Source organism: Mediterraneibacter gnavus ATCC 29149 (assembly GCF_008121495.1).
Lineage (GTDB): Bacteria > Bacillota > Clostridia > Lachnospirales > Lachnospiraceae > Mediterraneibacter > Mediterraneibacter gnavus.
Genome location: NZ_CP043051.1, coordinates 3131348 through 3154087, shown reverse-complemented (window position 1 = coordinate 3154087; position 22740 = coordinate 3131348). Strand labels below are relative to the sequence as shown.

Genomic DNA, 22740 nt, shown 5'->3' with positions numbered 1-22740 from the left:
TCTATTGTTTTACTCGTCCTGCACCGATTAAGTGCTGTTGCCAGTAACTACTACTTAGGTCTGCATATCCTATCGGGTCGCCTGCATGGTACATCTGATTATTTCCTACATAAATGCCGACGTGGGTTACATACGAACCAGCGTTATAGGTAGAATGGAAAAATACCAAGTCCCCAGCCTTTGCCTGCGAGAGTGGAAGATGTTGGGTAGCGTCATACTGTGCTTGTGCTGTTCTCGGTAAGGAGATACCAGCTTTTCCATAACACCATTGCACAAGTCCGCTACAATCAAAGGAAGTGTTCGGGTTACTGCCACCATACACATATTTCCAGCCTTGATATTTCAATGCTTCATTCATAATCGCTTGTGCCGTCGCATTATCAAAATGTGCCACGGTCAGATATTGATTGACTAATTCCACATAGAACATATTTCCATAGCCATACCGCCAGCCCCCATTCTTTGCAACGGCTATCGGGTTGGTATAGGTTACTTTCTTTCCACCCGATTTCTCACGGGCGAAGCTCTCTGCAAGGTTAAAGGTATGTTTCTTTCCTTTTCCTGCCACATATCCCACATAGCCACCGCCATAGTTATAGGACTGTATCGCTACATTCAAGTCGTCGATACCTTGATTTTTGCAGGAAGAAAGCAGGGACGCAAAATACTTACACCCCTGCTTGATTGAGCTTTCCGTATCTAAAGAGTTGGGCGGTAGTCCCAGACTTTCTGAACTCTGCATAACATCTTCTGCCGTACCGCCACTTTCTACTTGAATGATAGCCAATAGCACATTGACATACTCAGAAATGCCGTATTCTCTGGCGTACTTTTCCACCATAGGCTGATGTTTCAAGACTTCTGCGGATAAGTTCATACCCGTAATGCCAGAAGAAAAATTGCTGTTTTCGTCGTCGCTGTCTGCACTAATGAGGACACCAAAGAAAAGCACCAGAGAAAAGAGGATAGGAAACAGACTGCCAATGAGAGCGATATGTTTCAGTTTCATTTTTTCTTTTGTCCTTTCTTCGTTACAAGGTTACGTTTTTTCTCTGTGGTCTGCTGGTTCTTTTGGACGGTCTGCGTCTGCTGAACCTTTATCCTGCGGTCTTTGGTGTAATTCTGGCGTGTTTCCTGCGATACTACTTTTTCTACATTCTGCCTATGTACTGTCTGCGTAGGTTGGGTCGCTTTTCTATCAGAAGCACCAGAAGATAACGGACGCTCTTTGATAACATTTGTCTTGACTGGTTCACTTGCTTTTGAAGTGGTCGCTGTGGCAGGGCGTTTGACTTCCTGCATTTTTTCCGCACTCGGCTTTGAAGCTGTGGCTGGTCGCTCATGGGGACGGGTAGCTCCCGTTGTCGCTGATCCGTCAGACTTTCGCTGTGCCTGCCTTGCTTCTTGTGCCTTTTGAAGCTCCATACGCTTGTCAGCGATATTTTGTCTATGTTGTTCCTGCTTTTCCAAGCGTCCCGTCTGTCTGTACTGCTGTTCCTGCACCATGCCACGCTTGAAGTCGGACACGCTGGACTTTGCCTTTTCCTTTGCGGAATACACCGCATAAGCGGTCTGTGTCGGCATATCCTTGATGTTTTCTTTGACAGCGTTTGCTTTGTCTTTCACTTTATTTTTCGTATCTAAGACAGCACCCACCTTTGAGCCTGCACGCTGTCCCATGCTGGAAGTGGTATTGCCCCGATTTTCTTTAGAAGCTGTATTTTTTCTTTCAGCTCGTTTATTAGCAACGGCACTTCCAGCCACCGCACCAGCCACACCGCCCGAAATACCGCCAGCACTTACCGCCCTTGCAATACGGTGTTCCATACGCCTAGCCCTATGTCGCATAAACAGATACGGTCTGCGGAATATCCTGCGTCCCATGCTTTGACTGTCGCCAGCATTAAGTGAGAACATACTCATTAAGTCGCCCAGCTTCATATAAATACCAGCAAAACACACTATCTGCAAGAACGCCACCATGAAAAACGGGTAGTCTGTGGAGATGTTATAAAACATACTGGAAATGCTGAACGCCACCGTTACAATGAGCGTTATTCCTGCCCGTGTCATTATGGTATTAAATACCCTCACGATTGCCTGCTTTGCCATGCTTTCATAGCTCGGTATCATGGAGAGTAAAAAACTGATAGGCAAAAACATTGCAAAGATAATAAAAAGTATCTGGCTGAACAACATCATGCCCGTAAGCAAGAATACAAATATCGTTATCCCTAAATTGAAGAACAGTAGGAAAAACACCATACCTAAACGGTTTACGACCTGCGGTATCGTCAGATTGTTGTTGTCGTTATCCTCAATTTCTGTTTTCACGACTTCCTCTCTGGTCTTGCCGTCCTCGTCCTCTGGGCTTGTTGATACAAGAGCTTCGACACGGTCTGTCCCGATTTCTTCTGCGTTGCTGTTACCGAATTGCAGAAGTAGCCACGGCTGTTGTACTTGAATAGAAAATAAGCTGTCCCGTATCAAGTCCACGCTGTCTTTGCCCTCGCTGTCAGAGTTGGGGAGCATGATTTTTGTTCCCAAGTCCAAAGAAGCGGTACTGATGTCTGATGAAAATTCATTTATCTTCTTGATATAGTCGGGAGCGTAGGCAATAAAGGAAGCGGACAGCACGAACACCACCACAAAGTTGATAACAGCGTGAAGTGCCTTGCTGGTTTCCCGTTTTATCAGTCCCGTATAAGCAACATAAAGTCCCACCACTAAGATAATGAGAAGCAGGAAACCGACATAAAAGCCAGAACTGGAAAAACCGTTCTGTGTTACGCCTGCAAGGGTCTGTATGCTTTTTCCGATACTGTCTGCCATATCATTGATGAAGTCCAGCTTATAGGCTTCCTGCACCACATAGCCCGTAGCATTGCTTAAATAAAGGCTTATCGTCCAGACAAAGTTGGTAATGCAGTAAAGCCCGTACTGCACCGATTTTCCAATCCCGTCCAGCCAGTTCCACGGCAACCACGACCAGCTATTATCCACATAAAAATCAAGCTGGTAGTTGGAAAGAGAATATTTTGAATATAGATTTTCTGCGTTTATGGTATCGTCCACAAGCCCCGTCGCATGAGCTACCGTCCCCAAAAGTGAAAGCAGGATAAGGGAGAGTGCCACGACAAACAGAACCATTTTGAGAAAGTGGAAAATCTTCTTTTTTTTGAACGCACCTTTTATCCTTTCTTTCATCACTCCACCTCATTTCTCTGTACGGGCGGTCTGGTATCAAAGGCGTGTAGCAGTTCTTCAAAGACGGGGTGTATCTGCACCACACCGACACGCCCGTATAAGTCCTGCAATAAGCATTGTCCGTTCTCCAAATCACGAAGCCGTTTCTGGTTGTTCTCGTCGTCCTTGTCGATACCGAAAAATTCTAAGGTCTGCTTTATCTCGTTGATGTCAGTAGAACGGAAAGCGAATTTTAAGCCGATATTGTTTTTCAGACTTTCCTTTGACACGTCGCCAGAAGATTGTGTAACAAAATAAACGCCTGCCTGCATAGCTCGTCCAGCACGAACAAGCTTATTTGATAAGGTTTCCCCTTGTGCCACATTTAAGAACGCCCATGCTTCGTCCAAATCTACAATCTTAAAAATACTTCTGTCCGAATGGATAAAATCAAGGGCAAAGGTGCTAATCACAATTAGCATAGACACCGACAATAATTCAATGGTCGTGTATTCCTCAAAGGTCGTGTCTTTATCTGGCAACACAAGGTCGGCTACTTGAATGATATTGAGCTGGTTATCCAGACTGATAGCATTTTCTACCGTACCGTCCGAAAACAGCAGATGTGCAAAGTCGTAGTCCGTGAAGCTGTCGATATGGTCTGCGATATTTCTTGATATGGGCGTATCTTCACGGCGTAGCTCGTCTATCACATGGAGCAAGCCCCGACTGTCGCTCTGGGTAACGGAACGAACCGCTTTACGAAGTACGGGGAATTTTTCGCCGTCCCTAGAGGAAATACCCGTAAGGAATGTCAAGATGTCGATTGCCAGACTTTCAGCGTCCTTAACATTCTTCATAATCACGAATGGGTCAAGAAGTCCTGCATTGTCCTTGTCGCTGGTAAGATTTACGATATTGATTTCATGGGCGATTTCTGGAAGTGTTTCTTTCCAGTTGCCACGCTCTGATTTTGGGTCTAAGATAACCGCTTGTCCCCCAAACAACACCGAATAATACACAAGAAGATTGTTGCAGAACGACTTTCCACCGCCAAGCGAACCGACAAAAGCAGAAGCAAGGGCATTTGTAACTGTGCCTTTTACGCCCTGCGAAGCTAAAGACGGTTGCAGGTACACATTTCTTCCCGTATCAACGGAATAGCCCATATAGATACCCGTAGTTTCCCCTAACTGCTGGGTCGCTCCAAAGCCAAGCCCTGCCAAGAAGTCTGATTTTACATACTGCACATAGTCATTGATATATCGCTTGCTGGCTGGAAGAAATTCAGAATGAAGCCCCAGCATATCCCCAGCAGGGCGCACCAGCTTTACATTGAGGTCATCGTAAAAGTCCTTGACTTCATCACAACGGCGTTTCAGCTCGTCAAGATCGGGTGCAGACACCCGTATCACGTAGCTTAACTTATACATACTTTCTTTGCTCTGGTCTAAATCGGTTTCCAGCTCGTCCACGCTGTCTAATGCGTCCACCACATTTGAGCTGGTTTCACTTCCTGCTTGATAAGCGTGATTGTCAAGGTCTTTCAATTCCTTTTTCTTATTTCTTACTGTGGTAAGAGCCTTTCTGTTCTCCACGATTTCTACATTCATAGAAGTATCAACGGGGAATGTGAATTGCTGTTGCTGGAAATAAAAGATTTCACTTGACGGAAAATCAAGCTCGCCAACAATCGCATTGACGGTAAAGTAGGACACATAGCTTTCCTTGTCCTCATGTTCCAATCGTAAATACCGCTGGCTTTCCTCAATCACACACCTTGTCGGACGGATAAGGTCGTAGTATTTTATCAGCGTTTCTTTCTGCAATTTCTTCTTTGGTAGCTGGTACTCATAATCTTCATAGGCGATACCGTCCCTGCCGTAAAGATGTTCCATGAGATACCCAAAATCGTTGATTTCCAAGCGACGCACCTTAAAACGACGGGAGATTTTATTTTCCAGTAACTTTTCCATTTTCATGTAACGGTTGATTTCATCATTCGGCATGGAAACAAAGTCATTCATCAGCGTGTAGTTTACTTCATGGAGAAATTCCTTGAATGTCAGCCACGCCGATTTTTTGATGTTCTTCAGATTAAGCTGTTCTTCTGTAACCATGAGCTTAAAGCCAAGAAAAAAGCGGTAGTCCACTTGATTGTCCCCAATCATAGATACTAACGCTTCGGTCTGTTCGTCTATCTTCTGGTAGGCAACTTCCTTTAATTTTCCCGTTACCAGTTTCTTTGACTGCTCCTGCATACTTCGTATGGAGCTTTCTGTGGCAATCTGCAACGCATGAATTTTACCCTCACGGGACTGTGCAATGAGCTGTCTGAAACTGTCATGCACGATAAATTTCTGCTCTGCGGATAAGAAAGAATAGTTGTACGGTATCAGCTCATAGTAGGCGAATACCTCATTGTCCTTGTTCCAGACAAGGTTATTGTCAATATATTTTATCGGGAACATAGTTCACACTCCTTACTGCCGTGATTGTTTCATTCAAGGTCTGCTTATGCAGTTTTACGGCTTTTCCTGCATAAGTGATTTTAGGTCGCAGGGCATAGGTTATCTGTGATTTCAAAAAGCTGTACGGCTTCTTTCCGTCAAAGGTTTTCTGCGACATGAACCAAGTGAGAGCAACGGGAATACCAAAGTATTTGAGAAATGCTCCCTCAATCATGGAAAGTGGGGGAATATCCCCAAACAGAATGATGATAAATTCCGTAATCACAAACCATGTAATCTGTGTAAAGGTAACGGGAAAGGGTAAGTTAAAGTCATTGATTGCATACAAGACTTTTTCCACGTTCCAGATACCCGTATAAGATTTAATCTTTTTCAAGTTCTTTCAGCTCCTTTCGTAAGTTTCTAAATGGAAAGGACAGCCATGTTTCAGACTGTCCCTTAAAGAGAAATACGCTGTCAGTAGCAACCATGCTTGTCGCTGATCTTCCAGCGTTAATATGGTATCTCGCACATACCTCGGCTTGTTTCAATAAAGCAACCACCCATATCCAAATCTCGCCCGTAGGCTTCATAGTCAATGTAGTTCTGTAAGCTGGGTGGAATGTCCCCAAGTGCCTGCAATTCGTCTATGTAGTAGTAGGCAACGTCTGTCATGGTTTCACAGTCGGGATAATAATAAATATCGTCCTTGTGTTCCACAACTTCTTCCAGCGTCCCGTAGTGGCTGATAAATTCGTCCAGACACTCTACGATATAGTCAGGAAGTTCCTCTATGATTTCATACATCTCATTGAGTTCTTCAATGGAAACATACTCGCCAATCGCAATGGGGAAGTTGTCGGTATCATGGATTGCGTATTCCTCATACTGTTCATTCAAGCCGATTTTTTCTTTCACATCTTCCTCGTCAATAGGAAAAGTGAACCAAGCACCGACTAAATAGCCCTCATTGTATTTGCCAAGATTAGCAATATAAACCGCCATATCATCAATCATAAGCACCACCTCATTTCCTACTCTGGCAGTTCAAAGATACCGTGTTCTGTTACTAAAAATTTCCCGTGTTCCTGCAAGTGAGAAGCATAGGCTTCAAAGTCAAAGTAATATTCTTGACAGTCCTCGGATAAATGCTTGAATGTCGGGTCATTCATCAGCTTTTGCCTTGCAACATCTATCATGCTTTTGCAGTCGGGATAAACCGTAATCACGTTTCTGCAAATATAAAGTGCTTCTAAGTTTTCATACACGGTAAGAAGTGCTGTATATTCTTCCTGCATATCGCTTGAAAGCTGGCGGTACATAAAATCTAGTTCGTTGAGCTGGTACACGCTTGTATGTTCGTGGACTTCATCAGCAAAGGGCAGTACCTTTTCGATAATGCGGTAATCTTGACTTTCTGCACCGACACCTAACTTTTCTTCAAACTCTGCAACATCTATCGGCAGGTCGAACCAGTATGATGTTGTTTCTTTGCCAGTTGTTCCTCTCGTTTCCACCAGCACCCTTGTTTCCTGCATTGTTCCTCACGTCCTTTCTGTTGTTTCATCACATCTTTTAAGCTCTGGTACGACATACCAAACACATACTTTGAAAAATCTTCTAACTGTTTTTCTTCATAATCGGCAGGGTTCAACCGTTTCATTTCCTGCCACACCTTACGCTTGTAAGAGGGCAGGTCGGAAATGTATTCACAGCCGACTTTTGCCTGCATATCCTTAAAAATATCGTTCATGTAATCACTCCAATCTGAAATTTTAGGTAAGAAAAAAGCAGTCAATCCTAAGACCAACTGCTTTGCATATAAATATAAATTTGTAAACTAAAATTTTCGGAAGTTTTTTTGTATTTTGTGTAGCCATAGTCCAGCAATACCAGCTATAATTGCCAAGAAAAAAACTGCGGTAGGAATAGAATGATTTTTTACTATAATCGCAATTACCCCAGATACTAAAATACCAATCCCTACGAATAAAACAGGTTTTCCTAATTCTTTTGCATATCCTTTTTTGTTATCAGTAGTATCAAATACTTTACCATGAACAAAAGAGTAATTTCCCTTTAATAAAGAAATACTCACGAATATAAGGATAGCAGAAACAAACCACATCATTATACTAAATCCTAACATAAAATATCACTTCCTAAAGTTGTATTTTTATATCCATATTATATCACCCCATTAACAACATCACAATAAAAATTTATGCACCGATAATCTTGTTGAATAGCTCTAACAGTACATCTTTCACACCGCCGGCGTTAAATACCAAACCGACAGCAATCAAGGCAACTACCAAGAAGCCGATAAGTTTGGAAAACTCACGCTTGAACCCTAAGTAGATACCGATAACCACAATCGCCATAAGCACCAAGCTCTGTGCGTTTGATAAAAACCATTGATACAAATTGTTTCCGAAATTCATGTTATTTGTCCTCTCTTTCTTCTAATTGTTTCATTTCACAGTCAGCTTCTTTGCCGACAGTCAAAATACACATCAAGACTATGCCGATACCCATTCCCAGAGATACCAGCAGGAAGTCTTTTAATAATATCCACATTTTTTATCACTCCTAACTTTCCACCAAATCTTTTGCAGGGGTCGTCTGCTGTTTGATTATCATTTCATGTTTTTCTGTGAGCTTTGCCTGCTGTTCGATTGTTTCCATGTAGTCTGTACCGTTTCCCTTATCAATTCTTTTCAGCATTTTCAAGGTCGGTGCTACCTGCCTTTGTACCCAACGCAATGTACGGTCTAAGGTGTAAGGCTCTGGCTTTGTCGTCAGCTTCAAGCTCTGTCTGTTATCGCCGATAAACCAAGCCCAGCGGTCATTGAGTTTCCAGTCATTTTTCCGCTTGTCTGGTTCTTCATCAACAAACCGCACATACTGGTTGATGATAGAAAAGGCGGTCTGCTCTGCGTCATAATAGGTCAGCAAATCCCGTACTGCATAATAGGCACGTTCATTGCGAAGCCGTATCTCAAAACGGTTGATAATATCAGCTTCTTCCAGCGGTGTCCCCAGCTTGACGTACTGCTCATAGTCCTTTTCATAGATACAGAAATACACATCTGATTTCAGCGAACCAAGATAAAGGGTGCGTCCCATATATTCTCTGTCGTCCTCTCTGTGCTTGATAAGCTCGCCCGACTGGTAAAACTTATAACTTCTGGACTTTCCGATATATTCCCGTTTCCTGCATTTTTCCGCAAGCTCTGGAATATCCAAAATGCCCGTATGGTCGTTGATAGCAAGGTCGATACGCTTCATCACGCCACCGTCTACCAATGCGTCCATGAGGAAGTCATACCAGCTTCTTTGCTGTGCCAGCAGGTAACTTTCAAACTGCCTGCAACCACGCCCCTTTAACTCTAAAAGGACACCTTTTTCCTCGTCAGCCGACGTATAGATAAAGATGTCCCCTAAAGAATAATGCTCCGTATAGCTGTAATGTCCGTAATCTTCATGGAGCATATAATTGATATTCAGTTTTAATATATCTTTGATGATGTGCTGTATATCCAGCGTGGGAAAACGAATTTTCACATAATCAAACAGCATGGTAAGCGGTGCTTCTGGATTGAACCTTGCCAGTTCTTTATACAGAGTTTCCAGAAGTTCCTTTGACGGCTTCATTTTTCCACTTTCTATCTTGTTGAGATATTCCCTTGTGATACCAGAAGCCACCGCCAGTCTGCCTTGTGAGATACCGTAAGCAATCCGCTTCTCCCGTAATTCTTTTATCCATTGTTCTTCATTCAGAACCATACCCCCAATCTATAAAGTGTGAAGTTTTTTAAGGCGACTTCACAGCCGATTTTTGTTAGAAAATCATGCCAGAAGCCTTATGTTTCCTATGTTTTTTGTCTATTGTCTATTTGTAAACGTACCCCTCTGTTAGATACCGAGGGGTTTTATCAGCGGACGGGACAAGCCCCGTCCGCCAAGAACGGAACTTGCGGTTGAGAACCGCAAAACCCGTCCTTGTCGTCCGTGTCTGTGTCCTGCTGTGAACCTTGTATGCCCTCATAGATAACCGCAAAATCTATTCTTTCATCTGAAAGTGCTTCTTTCATTTCTTCAGACAGCCCTTTAAGAAATACATTACATTGCAGACAAGCCTTATCTAAAACTCGAAATCGAAAATAGATTATCCTGCTTTCAACGCAATGTCTACTTTCCAACCTCATTCTAAACTTATGAGGAATGTTGATTTTTTCACGAATAACATCATCAATGATTTTATCTATCCTTGAATGAAATCGCAGATTTGGATTGACAGAATAATCTAAAAAACAATCTAACATATATTTCCTGCAATCCGTTGTAAAAATATCTGTATTCAAGCACAAACAGAGGTAGTTTTTCTCTGTGGGTGCGTGATAAACATTTAATGTGTCCTTATTCAATCACATCTTCCTTTCCTTGTTGTTCTGGCATGACTTGTCTTTCTTGTGCAAGCCTGCCGATTGTTTGTAAAAAATCATGTCCTTTGGGGACTAAAGGCGTGTAAAATTCGCTTATCACGCTTGTTCCCATATCACAATAGCCACGCCCCTTGATACGCTTCTGGAAAAACTGCTTTTTCACATCTGAACCGAACAGCATACCGTAACCTAATTCGCTGATACGCCCAAGTCCCACACGGAAATTGAAGTTATCTCTGATACCGTCAGAGAAATACTTTGCGTCTGGACGCTGGCAGGCAACGATAAGGAAATAACCTGCTTGTCGTCCTAACATAACGATTTTCTTTAACTGGCTAAGCAAGCCCACGCTTTCCTTTGTCCCCAGCATTTCAAAAAATGCCACATATTCATCAAAGATAAGAAAGCAGGGTGGCAGTCCCAGATAGGCGTAGTTTTCGCCCGTCTTATAGTTCGGGTGTTGCTTCATTTCCTCACTTCGCTGTACCATTCCCTCATAAAAGGCATTGACACAATCAATCATTTCTTCTTTGGTGTGATACACATTTCCCATAACTGTCCCTAAGTCTGCAAGGTCAGCGTTCTTCGGGTCTAAGATGTAAAGGACAGCGTTGGTATGCAGTAAGGCTTCAATAAGCGTCAGCAGAAAATAAGTTTTACCGCCACCCGTTCCACCAGCAATCAGAGCGTGAGGGAGTGCGTCATATTCCCAGACAAGATTTTTCATCAGTTTCAGACAGCCGTTTTCTGCCCGTACTTCATCAATGGTAATGCGGTTCGCTATCATATCATAAAGCAGGGTATATTCAATATAGCCGTCATGCAGGGTCTTGTCGGTCAGCTCACAATATAAGCCACTTTCCAATTTATCCTCTAACCGTAAAAGCTGGTCTTGATATTTTCCCAGCGTAATTTCACAGCGGATATGAAGCAGTCCCTTTTCCATTTGATAATAAATCTTTGGAAACCAGACGATTTTTTCCCTTGATCTGCTTTGCAGGTCAGTAAAAAAACCGCTGTCTTGTACGGTATCGGCTTCATACCACTTATTTTCCAGTACCATTCTTGCCAGCTTTTGACGGTGCAGGAGCTTCTTGAAACTATCGTAACAGAAGTGGTAATACAGAAAAACGACCAATGCACAAACACCAGTCGCTATCAGTATAGTTATGAAGTTGTAAGGGGAAAGCGTCAAGCCGTTCTCTAACAAGCTGAAATGTTCCCAATCAGTACGCATGAGCTGTTTGATATTCAGTAGCAGGAGAACCGCCACGAATACAAACAGAAGCGTTCCTATGGAAAAGTGGTAGACAAGGTGCTTGTCGCTGGCTCTGATACGGTGTCCTTTGTTAAAAATCTTTTGCATAAATCAATCACTCCTTTCTGGGTATGAAAAAAGCAGTCAATCCTAAGACTAACTGCTAAAATAATATAACTGTTTATTTGGGCGAAACGTATTAGAGTAAATTTTTCTCTTTTAACATTTCAAGAAATTCTTTATATCCAACACAGTCGCAAGAAACTGTACAAATTTTTTTGTTTCCTACAAATATTTTCAATCCTATTTGCTCTTTTTCTGTGCAACGGGAAATATCATTAAATGAAATTTCTCTTGTTCTTCCAACAGCAGGAGTAATACGCAAATTATTTCCGTCAATTACTACCTTATGTCTTTTTAATGCCCACGCACAAAATTCAATCAATAGAACAAAAATAGCAAAAACAACAGAGTGTCCCACCGTATTATCAAATCCCATGAACAATCCTAAAGCTATTGCAATTCCTACCATTATCAATGAACAAATATGACATACTGTTTGATAGGCGTGTGATACAAAAACAGTATTTGTGAATTTTTCTTTTTTAGTTGCTTTTTGTGTCTTATCTAATACGAGAGATATAATAGGGACAACGAATACAGCAAATATAATAGCTCTTATCATAAACAGCACTCCTTATAATTAAATTTTTCATACCCATATTATAACAGTTTTATATATCCGCTACAACGAAAATCTATTCAGCAAGCCTATTTTTTCGGCTGTCCCTGCGGTGTATGGTTCTGTGGACTGCCTACGTTTTGATTGCCTTTATTCTTCAATACAATATCCTCTGCCTTTACATACCAGTCCACATCTGCACCCGTATAGGTCTTTCTTGATACCGTATCGGCTACTGGATTGACAAGCTCCACAACTGCATTGTACGGAAATTCTCTTAACGGTACTTCTGGCGGTACAGACACGGGGATAATTCCACCATGCAAACTGCACTTCAAATCATAGATACGCTTTTTAAGCTGGGTACTCGGTGTCCCGTCCTCATTCTGTAAGAACACATCACGCACCGCTGTAAATTTTAATTCTCCAAATGTTTTCTCTTTGTCAATAACAAACCCGTTTGATAATCTCATAAATTCTTCACTCCTTTACTTTTCTTCAACTGCTACAATATCATCAGCAACTAACACATAATCGGTATGTCCCATATCCCCGATTGCATAACCTCTGCCGTATAACTTCGGATTGACAAGTTTTACTTTCTGTTCATACTTGAACTTTTTTTCGCCAGCCTGCACGGGAATTTCTACCACAACATTTTCGCCTTTCTGTACGTCAGAATAAAGGTTATAGCTTCGTCTTGCTAAGACCCTGCGGTTATTTTTATCTCTTTCAAAGACTGGCTCACTTTCGCCTGCAAATTCAAGAGTTCCAAAAGACTGTACCATATCTGGCACGACATATTTCATTTCCATATTGTTTTACCTCGTTTCTTTCTATTTTTGATAAATTGATTGTGATTTCTTATTCTGGCGGTTTGGGAAGTACCAGCAATCCCACAGATAGTAAAGGGTAAAATCAATGCTTACGCACCCTTGACTATCCGTGTTCTTGCAGGTTGTTGGCAGACAAGCCAGAATAAGCGGAAGTCTGCCGTTTGACAACTTCGGCGGAGAGCGTGATTTTTCTTTTCTCATACCGTTACCGCCTTATGATTTTTTCATTTTACGGCGTTTGTAGAAGAAGATACCTGCCAGTCCAGCACCAGAGGTCAAAAGAAGTGCAAGCAGTCCGTAAAGGTTTGTGTTATCGCCCGTTTTGGGACTGTCGCTCGGTCTGTTTGGCTTTTCTGGTGTCGGTGGTGTTTCGGGTTTCTCTGGTTCTTTTGGCTTTTCCTTAAAGGTAATCGTCTGTCCCTTATCCTCAATATCCTTATGCTCGGTAACTTTCTTCGGATCGTCTGGATTGCTTAAATCGTACAATTCTTCAAAAGTTACAAGCTGTTTGCCGTCAAGGGAAGTAGCGTCAAGGGTAAAGGCAACTTCCACTTTCATAGTTTCGCTGTCAGCAGTAAAAGTGTAATCACTTTCCACACGTTTCCCATTGATAAGAAGCTCGGCATTTTCTTTTTTCAACATCTGCCAGCCCACCAGTTTGTACTGTGTACCGACTTCTAAGCCCTCTAAGGTTACGGTATCAATGATTGTTACCTCTTTTCCAGCTTCAAGCTCTTTGTTGCCGTCCTTATCGGTAGCAGTCGTATGAATTTTGATGATACGCTCTGTGATAAGTACGGTCTGCCCGTCGTCCTCAATGTCTTTATGCTCCGCAACTTTCACGGGTTCGTCTGGATTGCTGAAATCATACAATTCTTCAAAGGTAACAAGGTTCTTGCCACCTAAAGCAGACGCATTGAATATATAGGAAATTTCCACTTTCATTTCTTCATCATCAGCGACAAAGGTATAATCGTTTTCTACACGTTTCCCGTCAATGATAAGCTCGGCGTTTTCTTCCTTTAACATCTGCCAACCTTTCAACTGATACTTTGTGCCTTTTGTAAGCCCGTTTAATTTGACAGTATCAACGATTGTTACCTCTTTTCCTGCAAGGATAGTTTTTTCGCCGTCCTTGCTGGTCGCTGTGGTATGGATAGAGATTTCTTTTTCGTATTCATCAGTCAACGTTCCTAAATCAATCACAAGGTTATTTCTTGATACCACGATTTCAAAAGGTGGGATAAGTTCAAAGCCTTTGTTACTGTCGCAACGCATTTCTTCAATGATGTAGGTATCATAAGGTAATGCACCCTTGCTGTCGTCTGGTTCAGAAGTTCCAAACCACACACCGTCCTCGCTGGTCTTGCCTGCGTTGGTATTGTGCTTATGCGAAGCCCATTCAGAAGAAGTGGAAAACTGCCCGTTATCATCAGTTACAACTATATGATTTTCGCCCGTTGTCTTGCTTGTGATCCTAAAAGGAACATCAGCAAGACGCTTGTGTGTGCCTGCACCGATTTTTACACCCTCAATATCTCCACGCTTAATCTGATTATAGATAGAATGGGCTTCGTCGGTTAAGTCCACGATTTTTCCATTTTCTGTGATTGTAAAATCAATCGGTTTTGCACCGTCTGTCAAATATCCGTCTGGTGCTTCGCTCTCAACGATACGGAAGTTTCCATAAGGTAAAAGGTCAGCAGAAGTAGAAGCGATACCCTCAATATCGGTACGAATTGTCTTTACCACTTCATTTTTCTTATAGAGCTTGCCCTCAACCAATACTGCATTATCATTTAAGGAAATGATGTCAAAGGCAGTATCTTTTAAAGTTGCACTTCCTTGTGGTTTGGTATCGCCCGTTTCTAAATCTCGTTTCTGAATTTTCACACCGCCACGGATAACCTTATCTGATACGGAAAACTGGTTACTTCCAGATAATACGGCAAGGTCGCCGTCCTCGGTAATCTGTGTAAGGTATAAGTCTTTTATCTGTTCGGACTTATCGCCAGCCTGCATATATGCACCGTCTAACAAGTATCCGTTTGGAGCTTTTGTTTCTTCAACGGTTAGCGTTCCAAGTGGAAGAACCGCTTTACCGTCCTGCATATAGAAGCTATCGCCAGATACTTTGTATGCGTCCGCAAATTTTGTGATGTAGTGGGTTGACCCGTCGCTGTCTGTTTCAGCGATTGTCTTTGTAACCCATGTACGAGTAGCTTCGGCAGGGAGATTGTCTTTATTATAGAAGCCTGCATAATACTTCCATGTAAATTCCGCACCTGCTAGAGAAGCGTTCCCCTGCGGATTGTCTTTCTGTGTTTCCATATCAATCTTGAAAAGCTCAATCAACGTGTCCGTTACTTTTGGTGTATCAGATACTTTCAAAGTCGCTGTTTTTCCAGCTTCAACTTTTAAGGAATATATAGTTTTATCTACTTTATATCCTGCTGGTGCGGATAATTCCTTGATATAGACTGTGCCTGCTTTTACCTCTACAACATCTGTATTTCCGTTTTCATCAGTCGTAAGAGTGGCAAGCTGTTTCGTGCAGTTCTTATCAGAAAAGACACCGTATGTTGCACCAGCGATAGAGTAATTCCCGTTACCGTCTGTAATGCTGGTATTACTGGTAGCCTTTTTAAGTTTCGCATTTCCGATATTTAACTTCGCCCAGAATTGCCCCAATTCCTGCCCCTCGCCAGAGTAGATATAACCGCCACATTCATAACGTCCTTTATTTTCTTTGACAAAGGCTCTTGCACCAGAGAAAACTTCGTCCTGCGTTGCCTTTGGAATTTCATCATAAGAAGCTCTCACGTTGTCGCATTGCCAGCCAAGATGTACGCTCAATCTCTGCCAGACAACAAGCTGTCTTAAAAGGTAGGCGTGATTGTTGCTTATTCCGCTGTGGCTGTCTGTGTACTGTTTCACATATTCGATAGATAAGGCAACGTCGCTTATCTGGTCGGCACTCATACGGGTGCTTGCGTCAATTCTGGTCTTGTAGCCATTCCTAAAATCTGTGTTAATGTCGATACAGTAAGCGTCCTCGCCCTCGACGGTCAAATGTCCCTCGTTAAAAGTAGAACCAATCGAACCGTCATTCATTACTTTTTCAACGATACCGACACGCTCTTTTGACTCCGTCCAGTATTGCTTGCTTTCTGCATGAACGGGTGTCGTCGGTAAAGTAGTAACGACAGTTGCAAGAGCTAAGAAGCCAGTACACAATCGTTTTAACATCTTTTTCATAAATCTAATGCTCCTTTCATTTTGGGTAATAAAATAGCCGTCCAATAAGAACGGCTGGAAATAGAAAAGGAACGTCATGTTAGGCGTTCCATAGTCTATAAGTTATTCAATTTTTTCTTGTTTCAATACTGATGTGTTGTACCATATCTTTGCATATCTAGGAAAACTTGCGTATCAAGGCTCATTCGTTAGTAGTAAATAAGTAGTAAATTGATGTGTTTGTTTCCTTGAAAATGCTGATAGATACTGTGTTTTAGCGGATAATCAGATTTTTATTGTGTTTTTTTCTCAAAAAATACGATTTTCCCACCTCTAAAATATTAAATGTCCTCTTTCACAGTCATGACTGCACTGGTAATAGGAACTCTCAGCATATGCTCATTTCTGATATCGGATGTTTTCTGCAGGCACCGGTCTAGATATCCATTCAAAATCGTCAGCGGTGTACGCAGATCATGGGGGAGTGCAGTGCTCAGATCCTGATTGGCCTTTCTGCTTGCTGTCTCCTGCCGGATATTTTTATCCCTTTCTTTTCTATTTTAAGCTGTTTGATCTGTGTATATTATAGCGAATTTAAAAAAATACTATTTTTCTTAAGCATTTTTAAGATTTGCTTTTGGATTTTTTTAAGAAAATACCAGTATCATCGTTTCCAGGAGGTAGACAGAATATGAAAACTGAAACAATTACTGTAATTATCCCATGCTTTAATGAAGAGGAGGCTCTGCCTGTATATTATCAGGCAATGCAGCCCGTTATGAAGCAAATGGAGAATATTGACTTTGAACTGTTAGTTATCGACGATGGATCCACTGATCATACACTGCTGGAAATGAAAGCGCTGCACCAAAAAGATCCTCGCTGCAAATACTTTTCTTTTTCCCGTAATTTTGGAAAAGAAGCAGCCATTTATGCCGGTCTTTCCAATGCCGGCGGAGATTATGTTGCAGTCATGGATGTAGATCTGCAGGATCCGCCGTCACTGCTGCCGAAGATGTAAAAATTCTGTTAGAAGAGGAGTATGACAGCGTGGCAACCAGACGTTCTGACCGGGCCGGAGAGACAAAGTGGTCTTTAAGAAAACTGTTTGTATATTCCATGGAAGGAATCACCGGATTTTCTGTGGCGCCATTGTCACTGGCATCTGTACTGGGACTTTTGTTCTGTCTGGTTTCTTTTGTCATGATCATCGTGATCATCGTACGGACCTTGATCTGGGGAGACCCTGTATCCGGATGGCCTTCTCTTGCCTGCATCATCTTTATGGTAAGTGGCGTGCAGCTTTTATGTACCGGAATTGTAGGACAGTACCTGTCTAAGACATATCTGGAGACAAAACACCGGCCGATTTTTATTTTAAAAGATTCCAGCGAAGAGGAAACGAGGACACACTATGAATACGAACACTAAATGCAAACAATGGCGGATGCCTTTTCTTTTGATTCTTTTCACTTTGTTTTTCTGCTGGTTATTTTGCGGGAGATATGGTGTATTCGGCTCAAAAGTAGACTGGATCAGCCAGCACAGCGTATTTCCGGATTATTTCCGACAGCAGTTTTATGACACCGGAGACTTCTTCCCGGAATTTGCAGCGGGCATCGGAGGAGGACAGAACATTTATAACTTTGCCTACTATGGACTGTACAGTCCTGTTTTTTTGTTGTCCTATCTGCTTCCTTTTGTGAAAATGAGCGATTATCTGATTGCAGCATCCTTCACCTGCCTTGCATCAGCAGTTGTATTGCTTTACTTCTGGCTCATAAAAAGAGGGTTCTCCCAGACTGTCAGCTTTCTGACTGCACTGTTGTTTTTGCTGTCAGCACCTATGATTTTTCAGTCCTACAACCAGATTATGTTTGTCAATTATATGCCGTTTCTGTGTATGGCTCTTTGGGGTGTGGATTCTTTCCTGGAAAAAGGAAAACCGCTTCTCTATTTATCCGGTGTATTTTTGATGATCATGACCAGCTTCTACTTCAGTATCGGCGGAATTCTGGTCCTGATTTTATACGGACTGCACCGATACTTTATGCTGCAGGATTCGCTTGGAAAGAAAATCCGGTTTCTTGATTTTCTCAGAGACGGAATCCGGTTTTTAGGTCCGATCCTGACCGCGATTCTTTTAAGCGCCTTCTTTTTAGTCCCAACCGCAATGGCTTTGCACGGCGGAAGAGAAGGGGAAACAACACCGACAGATCTTTCCCTTTTTATTCCTACAGTAAAATTATCCTCGATCCTTTATCATCCTTATGCAATCGGACTGACCACACTGATCCTGACCGTTTTGATCGCCGGACTTGCCTGGAAGAGAAGAGGAGAACGGATCCTGATCTGGAGCACGATCCTGATTCTGACGATTCCGTTCTTTTCTTATCTGCTCAATGGCGGACTGTACATCCGGGACAAGGTTCTGATTCCGTTTCTTCCGGTTTTATGCTATCTGATCGCCTGCTATATGCAAAAACAACAGGAAGAAGCTCGCCCGCTCTGGCGCGGACTTCTGCCTTATATTCTGACGATCATACTGATATTTACCGGAAACACAGAATCCATGCCGTCCTTCAGCCGATTCTTACTTGCTCTGGACGTCGTCATCATGGCGGGATGCTACCTGCTCTTTTATGAATTGACTCGTTTCGGGATTCAGACAAACAGAAAATCCCTTCGCACCGGAAGTGTTTTGTGCCTTTTGATCCCGCCAATCCTGTTCCTTGGAATCTACGATCAGTCTTTCCAGACACAGGCAGACACGATGCTGGATTCCGGTTTTTATCAGAAAATAGCGGATTATGAAACGAAAAAAGCAACCGAATTTATCACGCGAAAACAAGAGTTTTACCGCATGGAACAAATCGGTACCCCAAAAGAAGAGTTTGCCGATCTCAATCGCATCTGGAGCACCGGACAGTACAGCAGCTCTGTGTATTCTTCTGTATATAATGCAGATTATCAGGAATTTCGGACAAAGACGTTTGAACTGGAAGAGCCCTATCGGAATTTTCTAATGCAGTCTGTTTCCAGAAATCCTGTCTATCAACGGTTTATGGGCATCAAATATCTGATCACCCAGGAGGATGTTCCCGGCTATCAATGGGACTGTACAATCGGAAATACGAAAGTTCTGAAAAATGACAATGTATCACCAATTGCCTATGCAACGAACCGGCTGCTAAATAAACAGACCTATGATACATTACCGTTTCCGTACAATCAGACTACACTTTTAGATTATGCTGTAGTAGAAAAAGGCGGACAAAAAGAGACTCCGGATTCTGACAGTCTGAAGATCACATCCGGAACAATGACGCTTCCGGCTCTCCAAAAGACCGGAAACACTCTGACACAAACAGACGAAACCATAACGGCAGTATTAAAACAGACTGAGATTCTTCATTTAAATCTTGCAGACTTATTTCCGAACTGGAATGAGAACGGACAAAATGAGCAGGAGCATGTTTTATTCCTGCAATTTCATGTAAAAAACAAGAAGCCATCTTCTGACGTATCCATCACACTGGAAAAAGAACGGAATAAATTAAGTGCCAGATCGCACATTTACTATAACCACAACACAACATTTACGTATGCGGTTCCATTGGAAAAAGGGCAGCAGCAGATCTCCCTCACCCTTGGAAAAGGAAGCTACCAGCTTTCCAATCTGCAGCTTTCTCTGGGAACCTGGCAGGACCCGGCTTCAAACGAAACACTATATCAGTCTGAATTTCACGCGGATAAAAATGCTTCCAAAGGCAATCAGCTCAAGGGAACGATCCAGGTTGATCAAAAAAGTTATTTTATCACAACCATTCCTTATGACTCTCATTTTGAAGTCCTGGTGGATGGCAAGAACGTATCTTATGAAAAAGTAAATACTGCATTCCTGGGCTTTCCGCTGAAACAGGGAAAACACAAAATCGAAATTTCCTACCATGCACCAGGCGCGGCTGCCGGAAAACTCCTGTCATTTGCAGGAATTTTAATCTGTTTGTTTCATCTCATTTCCGGCTTTCAGCATTCGAAACAGACGTCTCGCCGCATTGAGATATAATTCTTCGGCCTGTTCCAGTGCCGCATGCAGTTCCATTGGGGCATTGACTGTAGTCAGAATCGAATCGATTCCTGAATCGTAGATTCTTTCTGCACCCTGTCCCATGGAGCCAACAATGGCCACTGCCGGAATGCCGTACTTTTTGCTGTGCATCCCGACACCATGCAGTACCTTTCCAAACGCAGACTGCCAGTCTGTGCGCCCTTCTCCTGTAACCACAAGAGATACACCCTGAAGCCTGCTGTCAAAATCAACCAGATCCAGAACCGTTTCAATCCCTGATTTCAGCACCGCATTTAAAAAGACCACCAGTGCGGCCCCCAAACCGCCGGCTGCACCTGCTCCCGGAATTTCATTGACATCCACCCCAAACTCTCTCAAAAGAACATCCCGGTAATGGAGCATTCCCTCCTCAAGCCTTGCTAAACTCTCCGGGGTTCCTCCCTTTTGTGGACCGAATGTATAGGTTGCTCCATTTTCCCCACAGAGCGGATTATTGACATCACACATGACTGTGAATTTTGTCTTTGCAACTCTTGAATCCAGACCGGAAACATCAATTTCAGAAATTTTACCCAGATTTTCCCCGCATCCCTGCAAGATCTCGCCATTTTCATCCAGAAAACGAACTCCCAAGGCGCACATACATCCCATTCCTCCGTCATTCGTCGCCGATCCTCCGATTGCGATCGAAATATCCCGAAAACCACGATCCAATGCATCCAGGATCATTTCTCCGGTTCCATAGGTAGTTGTTTTTTCAGGATCTCGTTCCGGTTCTGTCAACAGTGGAAGACCGGATGCTGCCGCCATTTCCATGACTGCACGTTCTTCATCCAGTTTTCCGTAAAAGCAGTCTGTTTTTTTCCAGAGAGGCCCGCACACCACAAGTGGAATCCGCTGCCCCTGAACTGCAGACAATACAGCATCCGTTGTACCTTCGCCTCCGTCTGCAGTCTCAATACTGGTACAGGTGCAATCCGGAAAGGATTCTTTTGCTGCTGTCGTAAGCAGTTCTGCAATACGCGCAGAAGATAACGTTCCTTTAAAAGAATCTGATGCAAATAAAAATTTCATAGTGAGAAGCCTCCCTTTTTCATCTTGTATTTTTCCCTAATGAAGGAAGAGTGACAGTATAAAGATCTCAAGCATACCGGAAAGACCAAGCACGAGCGTTGCCATTGTCTGTGTTTTGTATCCTTTTTCCGGAGTCATCGCGCCGAAATTGGTAACTACCCAGAAATAGGAATCATTTGCATGAGATACTGTCATAGCTCCAGCCCCGATTGCCATTACCGCAAGCGTTGCCCGTATCGGGGAATCCAGTCCCAGAACCGGCAGGATAGGAGCTACGATTCCTGCTGTTGTCGTAAGTGCAACTGTTGAAGATCCCTGTGCACTCTTCAAAATCGCTGCAAGGATAAACGGGAAGAAAATACCTATTGTCTCCAGCAATTCTGCATTTTGTGTAATATAATCAATCATACTTGTAGAAGCGATCACTTTTCCCAACACACCGCCTGCAGCTGTTACAAACAAGATTGGTCCAACGGTTTTTAATGTTTCATTCGTCAAATCATAAAATTTATCGATTCTCCTTGCACCCACAAGCTGAATCACACCGAAAATGGTGCCAACTGCAAGGGCAATAATCGGCGTTCCCAAAAACTTCAAAATGTCATTTGCAGTTCCTGACCAGCCTGCCATTGATGCAATAGAGCTTGCTCCCATCAAAAGAATCGGTATGAGAATCGGTGCAAGTGCAATAAATCCATTTGGAAGTTTTCCGTATTCAGCAACCAGCTCTTCGTAAGATTTCTTTACATCATTACAGTTTGCTTCATCATCAGCTGTTACCTTTTTCCCGATGTATTTTGCATAAAAATATCCAGCAATCAGAGGAAATACAGAACATAATGCTCCAATTCCCATAACCATCAGTAAATTATCTCCAATCCCCAGTGTCGATGCCGCAGCAATCGGCCCCGGTGTCGGCGGAATGAATACATGCGAGATATACAAACCGCAGGAGAGTGCGATGGACATTGCAACGGATGACACACCGGTACGATTTACCAATGCTTTTCGGATTGGATTCAAAATAACAAATCCAGAATCACAGAATACCGGAATGGAAACAACCCATCCCATCAGTTCCATAGCCAACTCTGGATGGTTTTTTCCAACCAGATGGATGACCATGTCTGCAAGTTTCAATGCAGCTCCGGTCTCTTCCAGAATGCTTCCGATTAATGCTCCAAGAATAATAACGATGCCAATACTGGTGAATGTACCGGAAAATCCGGCTCCAATCACTGTTGCCAGACCACTGGTAACAGTTCCGTCCGATGCGGTCTGGTCGACCAGCGGAATTCCTGCCACCAATCCCAGAATCAAAGAAACACCCATAATCGATAAGAACGGATGAATCTTAAATTTGGAAATAGCTACAATCATGAATACAATTGCAACAATAAAAGCGATGATAAGTGGAAATCCTGTCATATTAAAGCCCCCTTTGTTTTTTTTTGCTTTTATTTAATTGTATTCATTGTAGCAGAATATTTTTCAAAA

At 42.7% G+C, this 22740-nt stretch carries 20 protein-coding genes and 1 pseudogene; 2 read left to right on the top strand and 19 right to left on the bottom strand.

The features are described from left to right. Nucleotide 1: 1 nt before the first annotated feature. The 17 genes from FXV78_RS15730 to FXV78_RS15645 form a co-directional block, all read right to left on the bottom strand. The gene (locus FXV78_RS15730) at nucleotides 2–1009 is read right to left on the bottom strand and encodes a bifunctional lytic transglycosylase/C40 family peptidase (protein WP_004843365.1); all 1008 of its coding nucleotides are present in this window, start codon (nucleotides 1007–1009) and stop codon (nucleotides 2–4) included. After that, nucleotides 1006–3207 (bottom strand): CD3337/EF1877 family mobilome membrane protein, encoded by a 2202-nt coding sequence (locus FXV78_RS15725; RefSeq protein ID WP_004843364.1) that lies wholly within the window; start codon nucleotides 3205–3207, stop codon nucleotides 1006–1008. The genes FXV78_RS15730 and FXV78_RS15725 overlap by 4 nt, the downstream gene beginning before the upstream one ends. Beyond that, entirely contained in the window at nucleotides 3207–5657 is a 2451-nt protein-coding gene (gene tcpF / locus FXV78_RS15720) for a conjugal transfer ATPase TcpF (RefSeq protein WP_004843363.1), read from the bottom strand. Before tcpF ends, FXV78_RS15725 begins: the two co-directional genes overlap by 1 nt. Further along, the gene (locus FXV78_RS15715; protein WP_004843362.1) at nucleotides 5635–6033 is read right to left on the bottom strand and encodes a conjugal transfer protein; all 399 of its coding nucleotides are present in this window, start codon (nucleotides 6031–6033) and stop codon (nucleotides 5635–5637) included. The genes tcpF and FXV78_RS15715 overlap by 23 nt, the downstream gene beginning before the upstream one ends. 116 nt (nucleotides 6034–6149) lie before the next feature. Next, nucleotides 6150–6653 carry an antirestriction protein ArdA gene (locus FXV78_RS15710; RefSeq protein ID WP_004843360.1) on the bottom strand — a complete coding sequence of 168 codons (504 nt, stop codon included), beginning with the start codon at nucleotides 6651–6653 and terminating at the stop codon, nucleotides 6150–6152. 17 nt (nucleotides 6654–6670) lie between these two features. Continuing rightward, a complete protein-coding gene (locus FXV78_RS15705; RefSeq protein WP_004843359.1) occupies nucleotides 6671–7174 on the bottom strand; it encodes an antirestriction protein ArdA in 504 nt (167 codons plus the stop codon). Then, entirely contained in the window at nucleotides 7093–7389 is a 297-nt protein-coding gene (locus tag FXV78_RS15700) for a hypothetical protein (RefSeq protein ID WP_004843358.1), read from the bottom strand. The genes FXV78_RS15705 and FXV78_RS15700 overlap by 82 nt, the downstream gene beginning before the upstream one ends. 87 nt (nucleotides 7390–7476) lie before the next feature. Then, the gene (locus FXV78_RS15695; RefSeq protein ID WP_004843356.1) at nucleotides 7477–7785 is read right to left on the bottom strand and encodes a hypothetical protein; all 309 of its coding nucleotides are present in this window, start codon (nucleotides 7783–7785) and stop codon (nucleotides 7477–7479) included. 73 nt (nucleotides 7786–7858) lie between these two features. Then, a complete protein-coding gene (locus tag FXV78_RS15690) occupies nucleotides 7859–8080 on the bottom strand; it encodes a hypothetical protein (RefSeq protein WP_004843355.1) in 222 nt (73 codons plus the stop codon). A 1-nt stretch (nucleotide 8081) separates the two neighbouring features. Continuing rightward, the gene (locus FXV78_RS15685; protein ID WP_004843354.1) at nucleotides 8082–8216 is read right to left on the bottom strand and encodes a DUF3789 domain-containing protein; all 135 of its coding nucleotides are present in this window, start codon (nucleotides 8214–8216) and stop codon (nucleotides 8082–8084) included. Nucleotides 8217–8228: 12 nt separating this feature from the next. Continuing rightward, nucleotides 8229–9425 carry a MobT family relaxase gene (gene mobT / locus FXV78_RS15680; RefSeq protein ID WP_004843353.1) on the bottom strand — a complete coding sequence of 399 codons (1197 nt, stop codon included), beginning with the start codon at nucleotides 9423–9425 and terminating at the stop codon, nucleotides 8229–8231. Nucleotides 9426–9574: 149 nt separating this feature from the next. Beyond that, nucleotides 9575–10066 carry a hypothetical protein gene (locus tag FXV78_RS15675; RefSeq protein WP_009905022.1) on the bottom strand — a complete coding sequence of 164 codons (492 nt, stop codon included), beginning with the start codon at nucleotides 10064–10066 and terminating at the stop codon, nucleotides 9575–9577. Continuing rightward, nucleotides 10059–11450, bottom strand: coding sequence for an FtsK/SpoIIIE domain-containing protein (locus FXV78_RS15670; RefSeq protein WP_004843351.1), 1392 nt, complete (start codon nucleotides 11448–11450; stop codon nucleotides 10059–10061). Before FXV78_RS15670 ends, FXV78_RS15675 begins: the two co-directional genes overlap by 8 nt. Before the next feature lie 91 nt (nucleotides 11451–11541). Then, on the bottom strand, nucleotides 11542–12027 hold the full coding sequence (locus tag FXV78_RS15665; protein WP_004843350.1) for a DUF6560 family protein: 486 nt from the start codon (nucleotides 12025–12027) through the stop codon (nucleotides 11542–11544). 86 nt (nucleotides 12028–12113) lie between these two features. Beyond that, nucleotides 12114–12497: a YdcP family protein gene (locus FXV78_RS15660; RefSeq protein WP_004843349.1), complete on the bottom strand. Its 384-nt coding sequence runs from the start codon at nucleotides 12495–12497 to the stop codon at nucleotides 12114–12116. A gap of 15 nt (nucleotides 12498–12512) precedes the next feature. After that, nucleotides 12513–12839 (bottom strand): YdcP family protein, encoded by a 327-nt coding sequence (locus tag FXV78_RS15655; RefSeq protein WP_004843348.1) that lies wholly within the window; start codon nucleotides 12837–12839, stop codon nucleotides 12513–12515. A 234-nt stretch (nucleotides 12840–13073) separates the two neighbouring features. Next, nucleotides 13074–16118 (bottom strand): SrtB-anchored collagen-binding adhesin, encoded by a 3045-nt coding sequence (locus tag FXV78_RS15645; RefSeq protein WP_009273766.1) that lies wholly within the window; start codon nucleotides 16116–16118, stop codon nucleotides 13074–13076. Between the two features lie 670 nt (nucleotides 16119–16788). Here FXV78_RS15645 and FXV78_RS18900 point away from each other — a divergent pair. Together FXV78_RS18900 and FXV78_RS15635 are read left to right on the top strand one after the other, a co-directional pair. After that, nucleotides 16789–17528, top strand: a pseudogene (locus tag FXV78_RS18900) (glycosyltransferase family 2 protein). Continuing rightward, on the top strand, nucleotides 17512–20166 hold the full coding sequence (locus FXV78_RS15635) for a YfhO family protein (RefSeq protein WP_004844886.1): 2655 nt from the start codon (nucleotides 17512–17514) through the stop codon (nucleotides 20164–20166). Before FXV78_RS18900 ends, FXV78_RS15635 begins: the two are co-directional and overlap by 17 nt. Here FXV78_RS15635 and FXV78_RS15630 read toward each other — a convergent pair. Both FXV78_RS15630 and FXV78_RS15625 read right to left on the bottom strand, forming a co-directional pair. Further along, entirely contained in the window at nucleotides 20095–21243 is a 1149-nt protein-coding gene (locus FXV78_RS15630) for a glycerate kinase family protein (protein WP_023923600.1), read from the bottom strand. The two genes, FXV78_RS15635 and FXV78_RS15630, sit on opposite strands and share 72 nt — an antisense overlap. A gap of 36 nt (nucleotides 21244–21279) precedes the next feature. Further along, complete coding sequence (locus tag FXV78_RS15625; protein ID WP_004844883.1) at nucleotides 21280–22671, bottom strand: GntP family permease; 1392 nt, start codon at nucleotides 22669–22671, stop codon at nucleotides 21280–21282. Nucleotides 22672–22740: the final 69 nt, after the last annotated feature.